Source organism: Halorubrum sp. CGM4_25_10-8A (assembly GCF_005435025.1).
Taxonomy (GTDB): domain Archaea; phylum Halobacteriota; class Halobacteria; order Halobacteriales; family Haloferacaceae; genus Halorubrum; species Halorubrum ezzemoulense.
This window is the reverse complement of the sequence record NZ_SGTX01000001.1, coordinates 360,325-374,192: the sequence shown is the minus strand read 5'-3', so window position 1 is coordinate 374,192 and position 13,868 is coordinate 360,325. Positions and strand designations below refer to the sequence as shown.

The following is a 13,868-nucleotide window of genomic DNA, read 5'->3' as shown; positions in this document are numbered from 1 at the left end:
GATCTCGCGGGGCCGTCAGGCGTCGTCCGCGACGCCGTCGCCTTGGAACCGCCGGGCGACGAGCGCGAACAGCCCGAGCCCGATCAGGTAGAGCCGCCACCCGCTGTTCGCGATCGGGAAGCGCCGGTCGACAGGCTCCTCGACGTCGACGTCCGGGTCGCGCGGCTGGACTGGGTTGTTGACGTGGACGGACTCGCTGGTGCCGCCCGCGCCCGCGTCGACGGTCCGCGACCCGCTTTCGGGGTCGACCCGCACGTCGACGAACGTCTGGACGAACCCGTCGGCCGTCGAGTAGACCGCCTTGCCGTCCAGCTGGAAGAACCGGTCGCGGAGCGGCCAAAACGCGTTCACCCCGTCGAGGTGGGTCCAGTCGATCGCGACGTGCGCGAACGCGTGGACGCACAGCGCGACCCACGCGACCGCGATCCACCGCGGCGAGAGCCGGTCCCGGAGCCACGACCGCTCCCGGACCCGCGTGTCGACGTACAGCGCCAGCGCCGCGACCGCGGGGAAGACGAAGTTGTGCCCGACCGTGCGGTGCGCGCCGGGCATGATCGGCCCGAGGAAGCTGTCCGCCTCCGGCAGGACAAGTACGACGAGCAGGACCGCGAGCGCACGCCGGTCGTAGTAGGCCCCGAGCAGTCCCGCCGCGAGCAGCAGCGCGAACCCGGCGTGGACGACTGTCGAGGGCATTCAGCGGCTCACCCCCGCGCCTTCGCCGCGGAACCGGAACCGGACGGCGAGCGTCGCGGCCGCGGCGGCGACGACGACTAACTGCCACCCCGCCTCGACGAACCGGAACTCGCGGTCGGCACCCGGATCGAACCCCGGTCGCCCGTCGGGGTTGATCCACGAGGAGACCGGGTCGGCGACCGCCCCGCCGACGCGCTCGATCGGCAGGATCCCCGCCCCCGTCGCGCCCGGGGTCAGGAACGTCTGGACGACCCCCTCCTGAGTCGAGAACACCAATCGACCGCGGACGAGGTAGCGCGCGTCCTCCAGCGGGTAGAGGAGCGCCGCGCCCTCGCCCGCGAACAGCGCCGCGCCGACCCCGGCGACGACGAACGACGCGAGCGCGACCCACGCGACCCGAACCGCTCGGGGGCCGCCCTGCTCGCGGAGGGTCGACGCCGAGCGCAGTTCCCCGTCCCAGTAGAGCAGTCCGCCGGCGAGAAGCGGCGCCCAGACGGCGTGGAGGAGGGCGTTCGTCGCGCCGGGGACGGCGAGGCTCGCGGCGGCGTCGAGGCCGGGGAGGACCGCGGCGACGACGACGACCGCGACCGCGCGCCGATCGAACGCGTCGCCCAGCAGCGCGGCCGCGAGCAGCGCCCCCACGGCCGCGCTCACGAGCGTCGGAGCCATGTCCGTCCTGACGCTCGGAGGCGAATAAGCGCTCCGGGCGGGTCAGTCGCGCCCGTCCCGACGGCCGTCGGCGTCGCCTCCCGTATCGCCCGCGTGCGGATCGGCGAGGTCATCGCCGAACTCGAAGTCGTCGGCGTCCGGCCCGTCCGCCTCGCTGTTCGCTCCCGCGTCGGCGGTCTCGCCCGCGTCGGCCTGTTCCCTGGCGTCGCGCACCGGGACATCGCGCTCGCGGTCGGCGGCGCCGCGCGTCTCCGTTCCCCGGTCGACCGTGACGCGGTCGCCGTCGCTCGCGGCGCCGGCGTCCGTCCCGGCCTCGACGCCGAGCAGCGCGACGGCCACCAGCCGGGCGCCGTCCGCGATCAGGTTCGTCAGGTGGAGACCGCGAGCAGGCCGACGATCCCGAGCGCGGTCGCGAGGGCGGCCTCGGGCGCGGCGTCGATCGTCCAGAGCACCGGGTCACCGTTCACCTCGCCGAACCGCCGGGCGTACGGGTACCGGGCGGGGGCGGCGACGACCGGGAGGGACGCGAGCGGTCGGACGGAGACCATACCGCGGCTGGTTGCGCTCCCGAGAAAAGTCGATCGCTCGGCGGGGGTTCGGGCCGTCCGTCGTCACCCCGCGGCCTACCCGAGGAAGAAGTCGATCGCGTTGCCCGACGACTGGCCCTTGTACAGCTCGGAGTAGCCGCAGTTCGCACAGGAGACGACCACGAAGCTCCGGTTCTGGACGTCGAACATCTTGGTGAGTCCCGTCCCGCTGGTGGCGATCTCGTCGGTCTCCGTCTCTGTGCCGCCGCACTTCGGGCAGCCGTCCTCGCCGCTCCCGCCGAGCGAGTCGCGGCGGTCGTCGGGCCCGGACCCGTCGCCGCGGCCGCCGGAGTCGTTTCGCCGGTTTTCGCGCTCGTCATCGGCCTCGTTCTCGATCAGTTCGTCGTCGCCGAATATCGAGTACGTCTCGTCGTCGGTTTCGGAGGGCATCGGGCCCGGATCCGCGAGCGAGCGGTAAACGCCTTGTGCCCTCACCCGCCGCAACCCAACGTATATGATTGCCGGCCGCCCCGATCAGGTATGACGCGAGTCGCCGTGATCGCGGGCGTCGGCCCGACAATCGGGGCCGCCGTCGCGCGGCGCTTCCACGACGACGGGTTCGCGGTCGCGCTGCTGGCGCGCTCCGAGGAGTACGTGCGCACGCTCGCTGCGGACCTCGGCGGGGACGCCGTCGCGATCCCGACCGACGTGACCGACGACGCTGCCGTTGAGGCGGCGCTCGAACGCGTTCGCGACGAGCTCGGTCCCGCGGAGGTGCTCGTCTTGAACGCGTCGGGCGGCGGCGGGAACCCGGTCGACGACGCGAGCGCCGACCGGCTCCGCGAACTCTTCGACGTGCGCGTCGCCGGGTCGATGGCGTGCGTCCGCGCGGCGCTGCCGGACCTCCGCGAGACCGAGGGGACCGTTCTCTTCAGCGGGACGACGTTCGCGGAGCCGCCCGTGACGGCGCAAGTCGAGTGGGGAGCGGTCGCGCCGGCCGCCCGGGGGCTCGCGCTCTCGCTGGACGCGGCCCTCGACGACGTGTCCGTCACGTACGTCCGGATCGGCTCCCCCGTCCGTCCCGACGCCGGACCGACAGCGATCGACGCGACAGCCCTCGCCGCGGAGTATCGCCGCCTCGTCGACCACGAGGGGATCGCGACGCGAGAGATCGACGTTCGCAAGCGCTGAAGCGTCGCTACTCGTTCGTCGACCCGCCCGCGTCGCCGACCCCGTCGACGAGCTCGTCGGCGAGCCCGGTGTAGCCGGCGGGCGTCAGCGCCGCCAGTTCCGCGCGGACCTCGTCGTCGACGTCGAGGTCCGCGAACAGCTCCCGGAAGTCGTCGAGCGTCACCGACCGGCCGCGCGAGAGCGCCTTCACGCGCTCGTAGGCCTCGGTGTCGCCCTCGCGGCGCAGGATCGTCTGGACGGCCTCGCCGATCACCTCGGGGGTCGCGTCGAGCTCCTCGCGCATGACGGTCTCGTTCGGCACGACCGTCGCGAGCCCGTCCGCGGCCTTCGAGTAGCCGATCAGGCAGTGCGCCAGCGCGGCGCCGACGTTGCGTTTGACCGTCGAGTCGGAGAGGTCGCGCTGAAGCCGCGAGCTCGTCACGTAGTCGGCGAGGAACGTCAGGTCCGAGTTCGCCACCGAGAGGTTCCCCTCGCTGTTCTCGAAGTCGATCGGGTTCACCTTGTGAGGCATCGTCGACGACCCCGTCTCGCCCTCGACGGCCTCCTGCCCGAGGTATCGGTCGGAGACGTAGAGCCACGCGTCGAGGTCCAGATCGAGGAGGACGTTGTTGACGCCCCGCAGCGCGTCGAACAGCGCAGCGAGGTCGTCGCAGGGGTTCACCTGCGTCGCGAGCGCGGTGTGTTCGAGGTCGAGGCCGCGCACGAACGACGCGGAGAACGCCCGCCAGTCAACCTCGGGGTAGGCGGCGCGGTGGGCCGCGTAGGTGCCCGAGGCGCCCGCGAGCTTCCCGGAGAGGTCCTCGTTCGCGACGACGATCCGGCCGAGCGCGCGGCCGAGCCGCGCGGCGTACACCGCCATCTCCTTGCCGAACGTGGTCGGCGTCGCCGGCTGGCCGTGGGTGCGCGCCAGCATCGGCGCGTCGCGGTACTCGTGTGCCAGCTCGACTAAGGCGTCGCGAACCTCGCGGACCGCGGGGACGATCACCTCGCTCACCGCGGGCTTGAGCAGGAGGCGCTGCGCGAGGTTGTTCACGTCCTCGCTGGTGAGCCCGAAGTGGATCCACGGGTACAGCGACTCCGCGTCGTCGAGCGGCGCGTCGGGGCCTTCCGCGATGTCCGCCAGCCGGACGCGGAGGAAGTACTCGACCGCCTTCACGTCGTGGTTGGTCGCGTCGTACCCCGCGGCCCCCTCGGTCTCGAGGGCCTTGACCAGCCGCGCGTCCTCGGCGTCGAACGCCCCGTACACCTCGCGGAGCGCCGCCGCGGTCGCCTCGTCGAAGGCGATCGGCGTCGCGTCGAGCGCGCCCAGCCCGAGCAGGTACTCGACCTCGACGCGGGTCCGGGCGCGCATCAGCGCGGCCTCGCTCGCGTACGGGGACAGCGGCGCCGTCCGGTCTGCGTAGCGGCCGTCGAGCGGCGAGACGGCCGCGAGCGGGTCCGCCCGGGACAGCCCCGCGATGGCGTCGTCCGCCGTCGGTTCGGAGTCGTCGGTCATGTCCGCGACTGCCCGCGGCGCCAGCAAAAGCGTGTCGATAGGGTGACGCACAGACGTGGATCCGAACCGCCGTCGGGTCGCACGAGACGCCCGTTCCGATCCGCAGATGTGGATACAACAGCGGTGCGGACCGCAATCGATATACCCCATCGGTCGGACGTTCGCGTATGAAGATCGCGGGACTCGCGAGCAACCGGGGACGGAACCTCAGACACATCGCCGACGCCGCGCCCGGCGGCGCGGAGCTGTCGGTCGTCCTGACGAACCGCGAGCAGGCGCCGGTGCTGGAGGCCGCGACCGAGCGCCGGATCCCGACCGAGGTCGTCGAACGCGAGGAAGGCGAATCGCGCGAGTCGCACGAGCGTCGGGTCGTCGAGCGCCTCTCCGACTACGACGTCGACCTCGTCTGCCTGGACGGCTACATGCGCGTGCTCACCGACGAGTTCCTCGACGCCGTCCCGACGACGCTGAACGTCCACCCCTCGCTGCTACCGTCGTTCCCCGGCACCGACGCCCACGAGCAGGTGTTGGACGCGGGCGTTCGGACGACCGGCTGTACGGTCCACGTCGTCACCGAGGAAGTCGACGCCGGGCCGGTCGTCACCCAGGAACCGATCCCGGTGTACGAGGACGACGACGCCGACTCGCTGAAGGCGCGCGTCCTCCGCGAGGCCGAGTTCGCGGCGTACCCGCGGGCGGTCCGCTGGTTCGCCGAGGACCGCGTGACCGTTGAGCGGGACGACGAGGGGAGCCCGGAGCGCGTCACGGTTGCGGGCGACGTGGGCGGCGACTTCCCGGAGCGACGCTTCGTCTCCGAGGAGCGCACCGCCACGCTGCGGTACGGCGAGAACCCCCACCAGGACGCCGCGCTGTACGTCGACGACGGCTGCGAGGAGGCGAGCGTCGTCGACGCCGCCCAGCTGAACCCCGGCGCGAAGGGAATGGGGTACAACAACTACAACGACGCCGACGCCGCGCTGAACCTCGTCAAGGAGTTCGACGAGCCCGCGGCCGCGGTGATCAAACACACCAACCCCGCGGGCTGCGCGGTCGGGTCGGACCTCGCGGACGCGTACGATCGCGCGCTTCGCACGGACGCGAAGTCCGCGTTCGGCGGCATCGTCGCGCTGAACCGCGAGTGCGACGCCGACACCGCCACGGCGGTCGCCGACTCGTTCAAGGAGGTCGTCGTCGCGCCCGGCTACACCGACAGCGCGCTCGACGTGCTCCGGGAGAAGAAGAACCTCCGCGTCCTCGACGTGGGTCCGCTCGGCGCGGGCGACGACCGCTTCTCGGAGCGGTTCACGGAGAAGCCGGTCGTCGGCGGCCGCCTCGTCCAGGAGCGCGACCGGCAGTCGCCGACCGCCGCCGACCTGGAGGTCGTCACCGAGCGCGAGCCGACCGACGAGCAGGTCGAGACGATGCTGTTCGCCTGGAAGACGCTGAAGCACGTGAAATCGAACGGGATCCTCTTCGCGACGGGCACCGAGACGGTGGGCGTCGGCATGGGGCAGGTGTCCCGAGTCGACGCCGTGACGCTCGCCGCGATGAAGGCCGAGAAGGACGCGGAGGGGAAGTCCGCCGATGGCGCCGTGATGGCCTCGGACGCGTTCTTCCCGTTCCCGGACGCGGTCGAGGAGGCGGCCGACGCGGGCATCGAGGCCGTCATCCAGCCCGGCGGCTCCGTCAACGACGAGGACGTGATCGCCGCCGCCGACGAGCGCGACATGGCGATGGCGTTCACCGGGTCGCGCTGCTTCCGGCACGATTAGGGGTCACCCCTCCCAGTCGCTCGGGACGTACTGCTCGAACTCGGGCTCGGGCGAGCGGGCGAGCGGACGGAACGCCCGCTCCCCGTCGACCCGGAACTCCTCGATCCGCGACTGTCCGGGGCCGGTGAGGTAGCCGACGTAGGACATGGCCCGCGCGTACGCCACGTCGTGCCGAGCGGGGTTGACCGGGATGACGGCGTACTCGTTCCGCAGCAGCGGCGGCGGGTCGTCGATTCCGGACTCGACGTGCCGCGCCAGGACGCCGTCGTCGCCGACGGCGAGGAAGGTGCCGCGGTCGACGAGGGTGTACGCGCCCGACTGCCGGGCGGTGGTCAGCGTCTCGCCCATCCCTTGACCGGTCTCGCGGTACCACTCGCCGCCGGGACTGAGCCCCGCCTCGTCCCAGATCCGGAGCTCGCGGATGTGCGTCCCCGACCGGTCGCCCCGCGACAGGAACGTCGCCTCCGTCTCGGCGATCGCCCGAAACGCCGCCAGCGGGTCGCTTCCGGCGGCACCCGCCGGGTCGTCGGGCGGGCCGACGAGCAGGAAGTCGTTGACCATCACCCTGCGCCGGTTGATCCCGTGTCCCTCGGCGATGAACTCGTCCTCCAGCGGCCGGGCGTGGACGAGCACCACGTCGCAGTCCCCGTCGCGGGCGGTGCGGAGCGACGCGCCGGTCCCGCGCACGACCGCTTCCACGGACGCTCCGAACCGGTCCGCGTACCCGCGGTTCAGCACGGGGAGCAGCCCGCTGTCGTACGCCGTGGTGGCGGTGGCGAGCGTCACCGAGCCGCGGCGGGCGGCGGGCTCCTCGGTCTGCTCCGCACAGCCCGCCAGCGAGGCGACACCGCCGAGACCGAGCGCCCGCACGTACTGTCGACGACGCATACGAATGTAGTCGAATTCGTCTACGCTTTCGTATTAAGCAACCGGACGTTGTTACGGTCTGAGAGCCTGCGCGCCCCGGGTCGGCACCGCGCGACCCCGTCGTTGTACCGTGTGCGACCCGCGATGCCGATCGGGTCGGGCGGGTGTCCCGGCGGAGAGGACACCCGCCGCGCCCGCCTTTCGTATCGAAGTGTTGAAACGATAACCCCACGCGGACCGCCGGATCTGCGCCGCTTTTCTCTCCCAGTCTCGTTATCTCCGGACGGAGACCACCGTGGCGCAGTTCGGCAACTCGGTACGGCTGCTCGGAGACCGCGAGTTCGCGGCGCTCGCCGGGACCGCGTTCGCCCGCAGTCAGGCGTACTCGACGATCCTCATCGCCCTCGCGCTGTACGCCGACCTGTTCGGGACCACGGGGTTCATCGAGGGCCTGTTCGGCACCGCGTTCGCCGTCGTCCAGCTCGTCATCGTCCTCCCCTTGGGCCGGTGGGTGGACACCGGCAACGCGAAGGGGTGGCTGCTCGGCGGCTTCCTAATCAACGTCGGCGTCTTCGTCGGCTTCGCGCTGGTCGACAGCTCCGTTCACATCATCCTCGTGCGGATGGTCCAGGGGCTCGGCGCGAGCGTCCTCTGGATCACGGGCGCGACGGTGATCGGCGAGATCAGCCCTGACGACGAGCAGGGTCGCTGGCTCGGCTCGTACAACCAGTTCGCCTCTTTCTCGTCGCTCGCGGGCGACCTGGTCGGCGGCTACCTCCTGTACGCCTACGGCTTCTCCGAGACGTACGTCGTGTTGACCGCCGTCACGCTCGCCGCGTTCGTGCTGGTGTTCGCGTTCCTGCGCGACAACCCCGGCGGCCGGAAGGACCCTGAGGACGCCGGCGGGGTCGAGACGTTCCGGTCGCTGCTCGGCCTCCCGATGCTGCGCGCGCTCGTCTTCTTCCGGTTCACGTTCAGCGTCGGCAAGATGGCGGTGATCATCTTCCTCCCGATCTACGCCCGGACGACGTTCGGCATCTCCGCGTTCGCCATCGGCTGGATCATGGCGGGCGGGAAGGCGACGAAGGCGCTCACGCAGGGGTTCGTCGGGGACCTCACCGACCGCTACGACCGCACCTACCTGTTCGTCGCGGTCGGCGCGCTCCTGTACGGGGTCGGCACGGCGATCATCCCCCTCGCGGCGTACTTCGACGGGACCGTCGCGCCGGTCACCGTCTCGTACCTCGGCGACTCCCAGACGCTCGGCGGGGCCTTCTTCGCGCTGTTCGCCGCCTACTCGCTGCTCGGGGTCGCCGACTCGATCCGGCTGCCGGCGAGCATGTCGCTGTTCGTCGACGAGGGCGAGGCGTACGACTCCGTCGCGAGCGCGATGAGCCTCCGTTCCGTCTCGTGGAAGGTCGGACAGGTCGTCGGGCCGGTGCTCGTCGGGACCACGATGGACTGGACGACCACCGAGACCGGGTTCCTGCTCGCGGCCGGCTTCATCGCGTTCGCGACCACCGGGTTCGCGTGGCAGGCGCGCGGGGCGCACCGCGCGGCCCGAGATCCGGGTCCGGCCGCGCCCGGCGACGACTAACTTCGCCTCAGAGCGTGTAGTCGTGATCGCCCGTCTCGGACTCCAAGAAGGCCGTCAGCAGGTCGACCGTCGCCTCCACGTCGCCGCCGTCGGCCGTCTCGGTGACGGTGTGGAGGTACCGCGTCGGGATCGATATCGCGCCCACGGGCTTCGCGCCCGCCGTGTTCTGGAACCCCGCGGTGTCGGTGCCGCCCGCGGGCAACACCTCGTGCTGGTGGTCGATCCCCTCGTCCTCGGCGACCTCCGTGAGTCGGCTGTGGACCTTCGGGCTGGCGATCACCGAGGAGTCTTTCAGCTTCACCGCTGTCCCCTCGCCGAGGTCGGTGACGGCGTCGGCCGGGTCGCCCACCTGCGGCACGTCGTTGGCGACGGTGACGTCGAGAGCGACGGCGAGGTCCGGGTCAATGTCGACGCCGAGCGCCTTCGCACCCCGGAGCCCGACCTCCTCCTGGACGGTCGCCGCGAAGTGGATCGTCACGGCCGGGTCGTCGATCCGGCGGGCGGCCTCCAGCATCGCGAACACGCAGATCCGGTCGTCGAGCGCCTTCCCGGTGACTCGGTCGCCCATACGCGTCGTGGTCTGGTCGAGGGTGACGAGGTCGCCGACGCTCACCGACTCCTCGACCGCCTCCGCGTCGCGACCGAGGTCGATGAACACGTCCTTCACCTCGTCGTCCTTCTCCCGCTGCTCCTCCGTGAGCGTGTGCGGCGGGACGGAGCCGATGACGCCCGTCAGGTCCTCGTCGCCGTGGACGGTGACGCGCTGTGCGCGCAGGACGCGGGCGTCGAACCCGCCGAGGGGGTCGACTTGGACGAACCCCTCGTCGGTGACGTGCCGGACCATGAAGCCGATCTCGTCCATGTGGGCCGCGACCGCGACCGAGTAATCCGAGTCGCCTTCGATCGTCCCGACGACGTTTCCCATCGCGTCGGTCCGGACGCGGTCGGCGCTGTCGGCGAACTCGCGGCGGACGATGTCGCGCACGTCGTCCTCGTAGCCCGGGACGCCGCGGGCCTCGGTCAGCTCTCGGAGCAGGTCGAAGTCGAAGTCGAACTCGCGCGCCATGCGCCCACCTGACGCGCCAGCGACAAAGGTCCGCAGGATCCGGCACGACCGTCGGCCTTCGGGACCGCTCCACCGGTCGACCCCGCCGCGTCGGCGAGCGCGCATCCGACAACCCTAAATACGTTTATCGTTGTTCCGCAACCCTTTTGCGGTCGCTCTCGGGATGTCGTGTGTATGAGCGACGTGAAAGCGGAACTCCGCGAACAGTTCATGGACGCCTTCGGCGGCGCAGACTTCCCCGTCGAGAACCAGATGGACCTCGTCCCGGCCCTCCCGGACGGTCCGGCGACGAAGTTCGAGGCCGGCGACGTGAGCTTCACCGCGATGGAGATGGCGGCGAAGCTCGGCAGCGAACAGGAGTTCCCCTACGACGACGCCGAGTCGCTCGTCGACGACATCATCGACGGGCTCGACGCGAAAGGGATGCTCTGAGTCGGTCGACCGCCTCACCGCGTTTCTCCTCGCGATCCGCCGCCGACTGTCACCGCCGAGCGTCGCCGCCGACCGGCGGCGGGAGGTTGATTACCGCGGAGCCGCTACGGCGGGTGTGTTCGCCGAGTTCACGAGCCTGGTGCCGCGGTGGGTCCTCTGGGGAGTCGGTCTCGGCGGGGTCGCCACCGCCGTGGTCGCCTTCGCGTTCTACCTCGGGGACCGGTTCGTCCCGGCACCCGCCGCGTCGACCGGCGGCCGCGGCGCCGCCGGCGACGACCGCCGCCGCCGCGAGATCCGGACGTACCTGAACGCCGCCGGCGAGCGCTTCGACGAGGACCACGCGTTCGACGGCGTGTCGGTCCCCTTCTACCTCCCGGACCGCGGGGTCGCGATCACCTTCGACGCGCACGACTACTTCCGGCTGGAGGGCGAGGGCGTCTACACCGTCCTCTGTGAACACGAGATGCCCGGCCGCGGGCTCGGTCGCCGGCTCCCGTTCGACGTGGACGAGCCCGACTGGGCGACCGACGACTCGTCCGGTTCGGACGGCGGCCGGTCCGGCGCCGGCGGCTTCGGCGGGCGATTCGGCGCCGACCGGGCCGCCGGGCGCTCGACCGCTCGCGGCCGCGCCGGCCGCGCGGACCCCGTCGGCGACGCGTTCGACGAGCTCGGCCTCGACCGCGACGCCGACGTCGACGCGGTGAAGGGCGCGTACCGCGAGCGCGTCAAGGAGACGCACCCGGACCAGGGCGGTGACGAGGAGTCGTTCCGCCGTGTCCGCGAGGCGTACGCGACCGCCCGCAACCACGCGGACGGCGGACCGAGCCCGGGCGGCGGCGACGCGGACCGCGACGCGGGCCGTCGCCGCGAGCGCTCGTCCGGGTACGGGCGGTGAGCGACCGCGCTCACGGGTCGGGGCCGACGTTCGCGGACCGCGCTGTCTACCTCCCGGGAGCCGACGCCCTCGTCGTCGCCGACCTCCACGTTGGCCGCGGCGAGGCGTCCGCCGTCTCGCTCCCGCTCGGCGAGCGCGCGGACCTCACCGACCGGCTCGGCACCCTCCTCGACCGGTTCGATCCCGGAACCGTGGCCGTCGCCGGCGACGTGGTCCACACCTTCGACCGAGTCACGGACAGGACCCTCGGCACACTGAACGCCCTCCGCGACGCATGCGAGACGCGCGGCGCCGCCCTCGAACTCGTCGCCGGCAACCACGACACCGCCCTGCCGAGCCGCTGGGACGGGCGGGCCCGCGAGGAGCTCGTTCTGAGCGAGAGCGGCGACCGGGACGCCGACGCCACGCACGTCGCGAGAACGGTCGTCTGTCACGGGCACGAGTCGCCCTCGACCGACGCCGACCGCTACGTGATCGGCCACGTCCACCCGACGATCGAGATCGAGGGCGACCGCCGGCCCTGCTTCCTCCGCGGCCCCGGAACGTACCGCGGGGGCGACCTCCTCGTGTTGCCCGCGTTCACCCGCCTCGCGCCGGGCGTGGCGGTCAACGACATGCGGACCGACGCGTTCGACTCCCCGCTCGTGACTGACGCGGACCGCCTCGCGCCGGTCGTGGTCGACTCCCCGTCGGAGGGCTCGGGCCGCGGTGCGGATGCGGGCGACGCGGGAGAGGCCCTCCGGTTCCCGCCGCTCGGCGAGTTCCGCCGGCTGTTGTGAGCGCTTCTGCCCCGCCGTGCGTACAGCACCGGACAAACACGGGAGCGCCTCGCCGAGGGTGTCACGGGTGAACCCCACCGCCGGCGACGTGGATCTCCTCGCTCTCTCGTCGGGCGAGAGACTATAACGAACGTTTATGATTCACGCGGTGCGAACCGTTCCCACATGGAAGCAGCCAGACTCCACGAGTACACCGACGACATGCGCGAGGGGCTCACCATCGACGAGGTCGACCGGCCGACGGCGACGGGGCCGGACGACGTCGTCGTCGAGGTCGAGGGCGCGGGCTGGTGCCAGACGGACAACCACATCATCGAGGGGATGTGGGCCGAGTACGTCCCGCAGGAACTGCCGCTGACGCTGGGCCACGAGAACGCGGGGACGGTCGTCGAAACGGGCGAGGACGTCGAGATCGTCTCCGCCGGCGACCCGGTGATCTGCCACCCGGTACAGACCTGCGGGACCTGTCGCCCCTGCCGGCTCGGCGAGACGATGCACTGCGAGAACAGCGCGTTCAACGGGCTGACTCACGACGGCGGCTTCGCCGAGTATCTCCACACCAGCGAACGAGCGGTCATCCCGCTGCCGAGCGGGGTCGAACCGATCGACATCGCGCCGCACGCGGACGCCGGCATCACCGCGTACCACGCGGCCAAGAAGGCGGTCGCGGAGCTGAACCCCGGCGACCACGCCGTCGTCATCGGCGTCGGCGGGCTCGGTCACATCGGGCTCCAGTGCCTGAACGCGATGAGCGCGGCAAAGATCACCGCCGTCGACCTGAAGGAGTCGGCGCTGAACCTGGCGAACAGTTACGGCGCGGACCACCTGGTGAACCCGAGCGAGGCCGACGTGGCGGCCGAGATAGCGGGGATCACCGACGGCACGGGCGCCGCGCAGGTGCTCGACTTCGTCGGCGAGGACGTGACGACCGCCTACGCGCCGGACATCACCGCCGGCGGCGGCGACCACCACGTCATCGGCTACGGCGGGCACGTCCACGAGCCGTCGCAGGCGCTGGTGAACGGCGAGTTCTCCTTCGTCGGCAACATCGTCGGGCGGTACGCGGAGCTTCAGGAGCTCGTCGCGCTCGTCGAGCAGGGAGATGTCGACCTCCACACCAGCCGGTACGACCTCGGCGAGATCAACGCGGTCGCCGAGAAGCTCGAACACCGCGAGATCGACGGCCGTGCCGTGATCACGCCCTGAAACCGGCTCCGACAGCCGGACCGCGTCGCGGCCCGCGGCCTGTTCTTCGTCCCGTGGGACGTCTCGGGACAGGCCCCGAGCGAAAGCGGGGCGTACCCGTTCGAGGTGACGACCACGGTCCGATGACCGGCGACCGGACAACGGGAAGACATTTAGCCCGGCGCCCGGGGAAATACGACATGAAAACTGCCCTCCCCGCCGATTCCCGCTTCACCGCCGCTCGGCGGTGGTCGCTCTACGCCGGCGTGTACGCGCTCGGCTGCGCCGCCCTCACTGCGTCGCTGCTCGCCGACGTGCTCGGCCTGTTCGCCGACGTGGTCGGTCTCCCGCCCGCGGCCGGGATGCCGCTCCTCGCGACCCCGGCGCTCGTCGTCGGGACGCTCGTCTGGTGGGCCCTCGTCGAGCGGCCGGACGCGCCCACGTATCTCCGTGGGGCCGCCTTCGGGCTGCTCACCGCGCTCCTCACCGGCGCGCTCTGGACGGCGTGGTTCGTGGTCATCTGGGGACTCGAGATGCTCGCCGCCGGGCCCGTGCGGCTGCTGGTCGGGTTCGTACTCGGCGCGGTCGCCGTCGCCGGCGTCCTCGTCGGGCTCCCGATCACGTACCTCCGGCGACGGAGCCGGCGGGCGTCGGAGGCCGCCGCGACCGCTAACTCCTTGTGACTGCGGCGCACACTCGT

General features: G+C 71.7%; 16 protein-coding genes. 8 read left to right on the top strand and 8 right to left on the bottom strand.

Annotated features, from left to right (window positions below; translation table 11 throughout):
* Positions 1-15: 15 nt before the first annotated feature.
* The 5 genes from EXE52_RS01950 to EXE52_RS01930 form a co-directional block, all read right to left on the bottom strand.
* The gene (locus EXE52_RS01950; protein ID WP_089307870.1) at positions 16-693 is read right to left on the bottom strand and encodes a metal-dependent hydrolase; all 678 of its coding nucleotides are present in this window, start codon (positions 691-693) and stop codon (positions 16-18) included.
* Positions 694-1,362: a hypothetical protein gene (locus tag EXE52_RS01945; RefSeq protein WP_089307869.1), complete on the bottom strand. Its 669-nt coding sequence runs from the start codon at positions 1,360-1,362 to the stop codon at positions 694-696. It abuts the gene before it with no gap.
* 42 nt (positions 1,363-1,404) lie between these two features.
* Entirely contained in the window at positions 1,405-1,701 is a 297-nt protein-coding gene (locus EXE52_RS01940) for a hypothetical protein (RefSeq protein ID WP_089307868.1), read from the bottom strand.
* Positions 1,702-1,730: 29 nt separating this feature from the next.
* Positions 1,731-1,910, bottom strand: a complete 180-nt coding sequence (locus tag EXE52_RS01935; RefSeq protein ID WP_049931091.1) for a hypothetical protein — start codon at positions 1,908-1,910, stop codon at positions 1,731-1,733.
* A 75-nt stretch (positions 1,911-1,985) separates the two neighbouring features.
* Positions 1,986-2,339 (bottom strand): zinc ribbon domain-containing protein, encoded by a 354-nt coding sequence (locus tag EXE52_RS01930; RefSeq protein WP_049931089.1) that lies wholly within the window; start codon positions 2,337-2,339, stop codon positions 1,986-1,988.
* A gap of 90 nt (positions 2,340-2,429) precedes the next feature.
* On the opposite strand from EXE52_RS01930, the gene EXE52_RS01925 reads away from it, so the two are divergent.
* Complete coding sequence (locus EXE52_RS01925) at positions 2,430-3,080, top strand: SDR family oxidoreductase (RefSeq protein WP_086216223.1); 651 nt, start codon at positions 2,430-2,432, stop codon at positions 3,078-3,080.
* 7 nt (positions 3,081-3,087) lie between these two features.
* On the opposite strand, the gene purB is transcribed toward EXE52_RS01925, so the two are convergent.
* Positions 3,088-4,575: an adenylosuccinate lyase gene (gene purB, locus EXE52_RS01920; protein WP_049931086.1), complete on the bottom strand. Its 1,488-nt coding sequence runs from the start codon at positions 4,573-4,575 to the stop codon at positions 3,088-3,090.
* Positions 4,576-4,742: 167 nt separating this feature from the next.
* Between purB and purH the strand changes: the two genes are divergently transcribed.
* Positions 4,743-6,347 (top strand): bifunctional phosphoribosylaminoimidazolecarboxamide formyltransferase/IMP cyclohydrolase, encoded by a 1,605-nt coding sequence (gene purH / locus EXE52_RS01915; protein WP_049931084.1) that lies wholly within the window; start codon positions 4,743-4,745, stop codon positions 6,345-6,347.
* Between the two features lie 3 nt (positions 6,348-6,350).
* On the opposite strand, the gene EXE52_RS01910 is transcribed toward purH, so the two are convergent.
* Positions 6,351-7,235: a substrate-binding domain-containing protein gene (locus EXE52_RS01910; protein WP_086220368.1), complete on the bottom strand. Its 885-nt coding sequence runs from the start codon at positions 7,233-7,235 to the stop codon at positions 6,351-6,353.
* 274 nt (positions 7,236-7,509) lie between these two features.
* Between EXE52_RS01910 and EXE52_RS01905 the strand changes: the two genes are divergently transcribed.
* Positions 7,510-8,811: an MFS transporter gene (locus EXE52_RS01905; protein WP_089307867.1), complete on the top strand. Its 1,302-nt coding sequence runs from the start codon at positions 7,510-7,512 to the stop codon at positions 8,809-8,811.
* Positions 8,812-8,818: 7 nt separating this feature from the next.
* Here the strand turns inward: EXE52_RS01905 and EXE52_RS01900 are convergent, their stop codons facing one another.
* A complete protein-coding gene (locus EXE52_RS01900) occupies positions 8,819-9,877 on the bottom strand; it encodes a M42 family metallopeptidase (RefSeq protein WP_089307866.1) in 1,059 nt (352 codons plus the stop codon).
* Positions 9,878-10,051: 174 nt separating this feature from the next.
* Here EXE52_RS01900 and EXE52_RS01895 point away from each other — a divergent pair, with 174 nt between their 5' ends.
* The 5 genes from EXE52_RS01895 to EXE52_RS01875 all read left to right on the top strand — a co-directional run bounded on the left by EXE52_RS01895 (position 10,052) and on the right by EXE52_RS01875 (position 13,851).
* Entirely contained in the window at positions 10,052-10,309 is a 258-nt protein-coding gene (locus EXE52_RS01895) for an MTH865 family protein (protein WP_049931076.1), read from the top strand.
* A gap of 115 nt (positions 10,310-10,424) precedes the next feature.
* Positions 10,425-11,204, top strand: a complete 780-nt coding sequence (locus EXE52_RS01890) for a J domain-containing protein (RefSeq protein WP_086220999.1) — start codon at positions 10,425-10,427, stop codon at positions 11,202-11,204.
* Positions 11,201-11,983 (top strand): metallophosphoesterase, encoded by a 783-nt coding sequence (locus EXE52_RS01885; protein ID WP_089307865.1) that lies wholly within the window; start codon positions 11,201-11,203, stop codon positions 11,981-11,983. The genes EXE52_RS01890 and EXE52_RS01885 overlap by 4 nt, the downstream gene beginning before the upstream one ends.
* A 165-nt stretch (positions 11,984-12,148) precedes the next feature.
* Positions 12,149-13,189, top strand: a complete 1,041-nt coding sequence (locus EXE52_RS01880) for an NAD(P)-dependent alcohol dehydrogenase (protein WP_049931071.1) — start codon at positions 12,149-12,151, stop codon at positions 13,187-13,189.
* Between the two features lie 179 nt (positions 13,190-13,368).
* Positions 13,369-13,851 carry a hypothetical protein gene (locus EXE52_RS01875; RefSeq protein ID WP_089307864.1) on the top strand — a complete coding sequence of 161 codons (483 nt, stop codon included), beginning with the start codon at positions 13,369-13,371 and terminating at the stop codon, positions 13,849-13,851.
* Positions 13,852-13,868: the final 17 nt, after the last annotated feature.

Excerpts from the sequence above, each read along its gene's own strand:
- EXE52_RS01930 (WP_049931089.1), bottom strand. The coding sequence starts at position 2,339 with ATGCCCTCCGAAACCGACGACGAGACGTACTCGATATTCGGCGACGAC.
- EXE52_RS01875 (WP_089307864.1), top strand. The coding sequence starts at position 13,369 with ATGAAAACTGCCCTCCCCGCCGATTCCCGCTTCACCGCCGCTCGGCGG.
- EXE52_RS01950 (WP_089307870.1), bottom strand. The coding sequence starts at position 693 with ATGCCCTCGACAGTCGTCCACGCCGGGTTCGCGCTGCTGCTCGCGGCG.
- EXE52_RS01925 (WP_086216223.1), top strand. The coding sequence starts at position 2,430 with ATGACGCGAGTCGCCGTGATCGCGGGCGTCGGCCCGACAATCGGGGCC.
- EXE52_RS01910 (WP_086220368.1), bottom strand. The coding sequence starts at position 7,235 with ATGCGTCGTCGACAGTACGTGCGGGCGCTCGGTCTCGGCGGTGTCGCC.
- EXE52_RS01880 (WP_049931071.1), top strand. The coding sequence starts at position 12,149 with ATGGAAGCAGCCAGACTCCACGAGTACACCGACGACATGCGCGAGGGG.
- EXE52_RS01935 (WP_049931091.1), bottom strand. The coding sequence starts at position 1,910 with ATGGTCTCCGTCCGACCGCTCGCGTCCCTCCCGGTCGTCGCCGCCCCC.
- EXE52_RS01895 (WP_049931076.1), top strand. The coding sequence starts at position 10,052 with ATGAGCGACGTGAAAGCGGAACTCCGCGAACAGTTCATGGACGCCTTC.
- purH (WP_049931084.1), top strand. The coding sequence starts at position 4,743 with ATGAAGATCGCGGGACTCGCGAGCAACCGGGGACGGAACCTCAGACAC.
- EXE52_RS01900 (WP_089307866.1), bottom strand. The coding sequence starts at position 9,877 with ATGGCGCGCGAGTTCGACTTCGACTTCGACCTGCTCCGAGAGCTGACC.
- purB (WP_049931086.1), bottom strand. The coding sequence starts at position 4,575 with ATGACCGACGACTCCGAACCGACGGCGGACGACGCCATCGCGGGGCTG.
- EXE52_RS01945 (WP_089307869.1), bottom strand. The coding sequence starts at position 1,362 with ATGGCTCCGACGCTCGTGAGCGCGGCCGTGGGGGCGCTGCTCGCGGCC.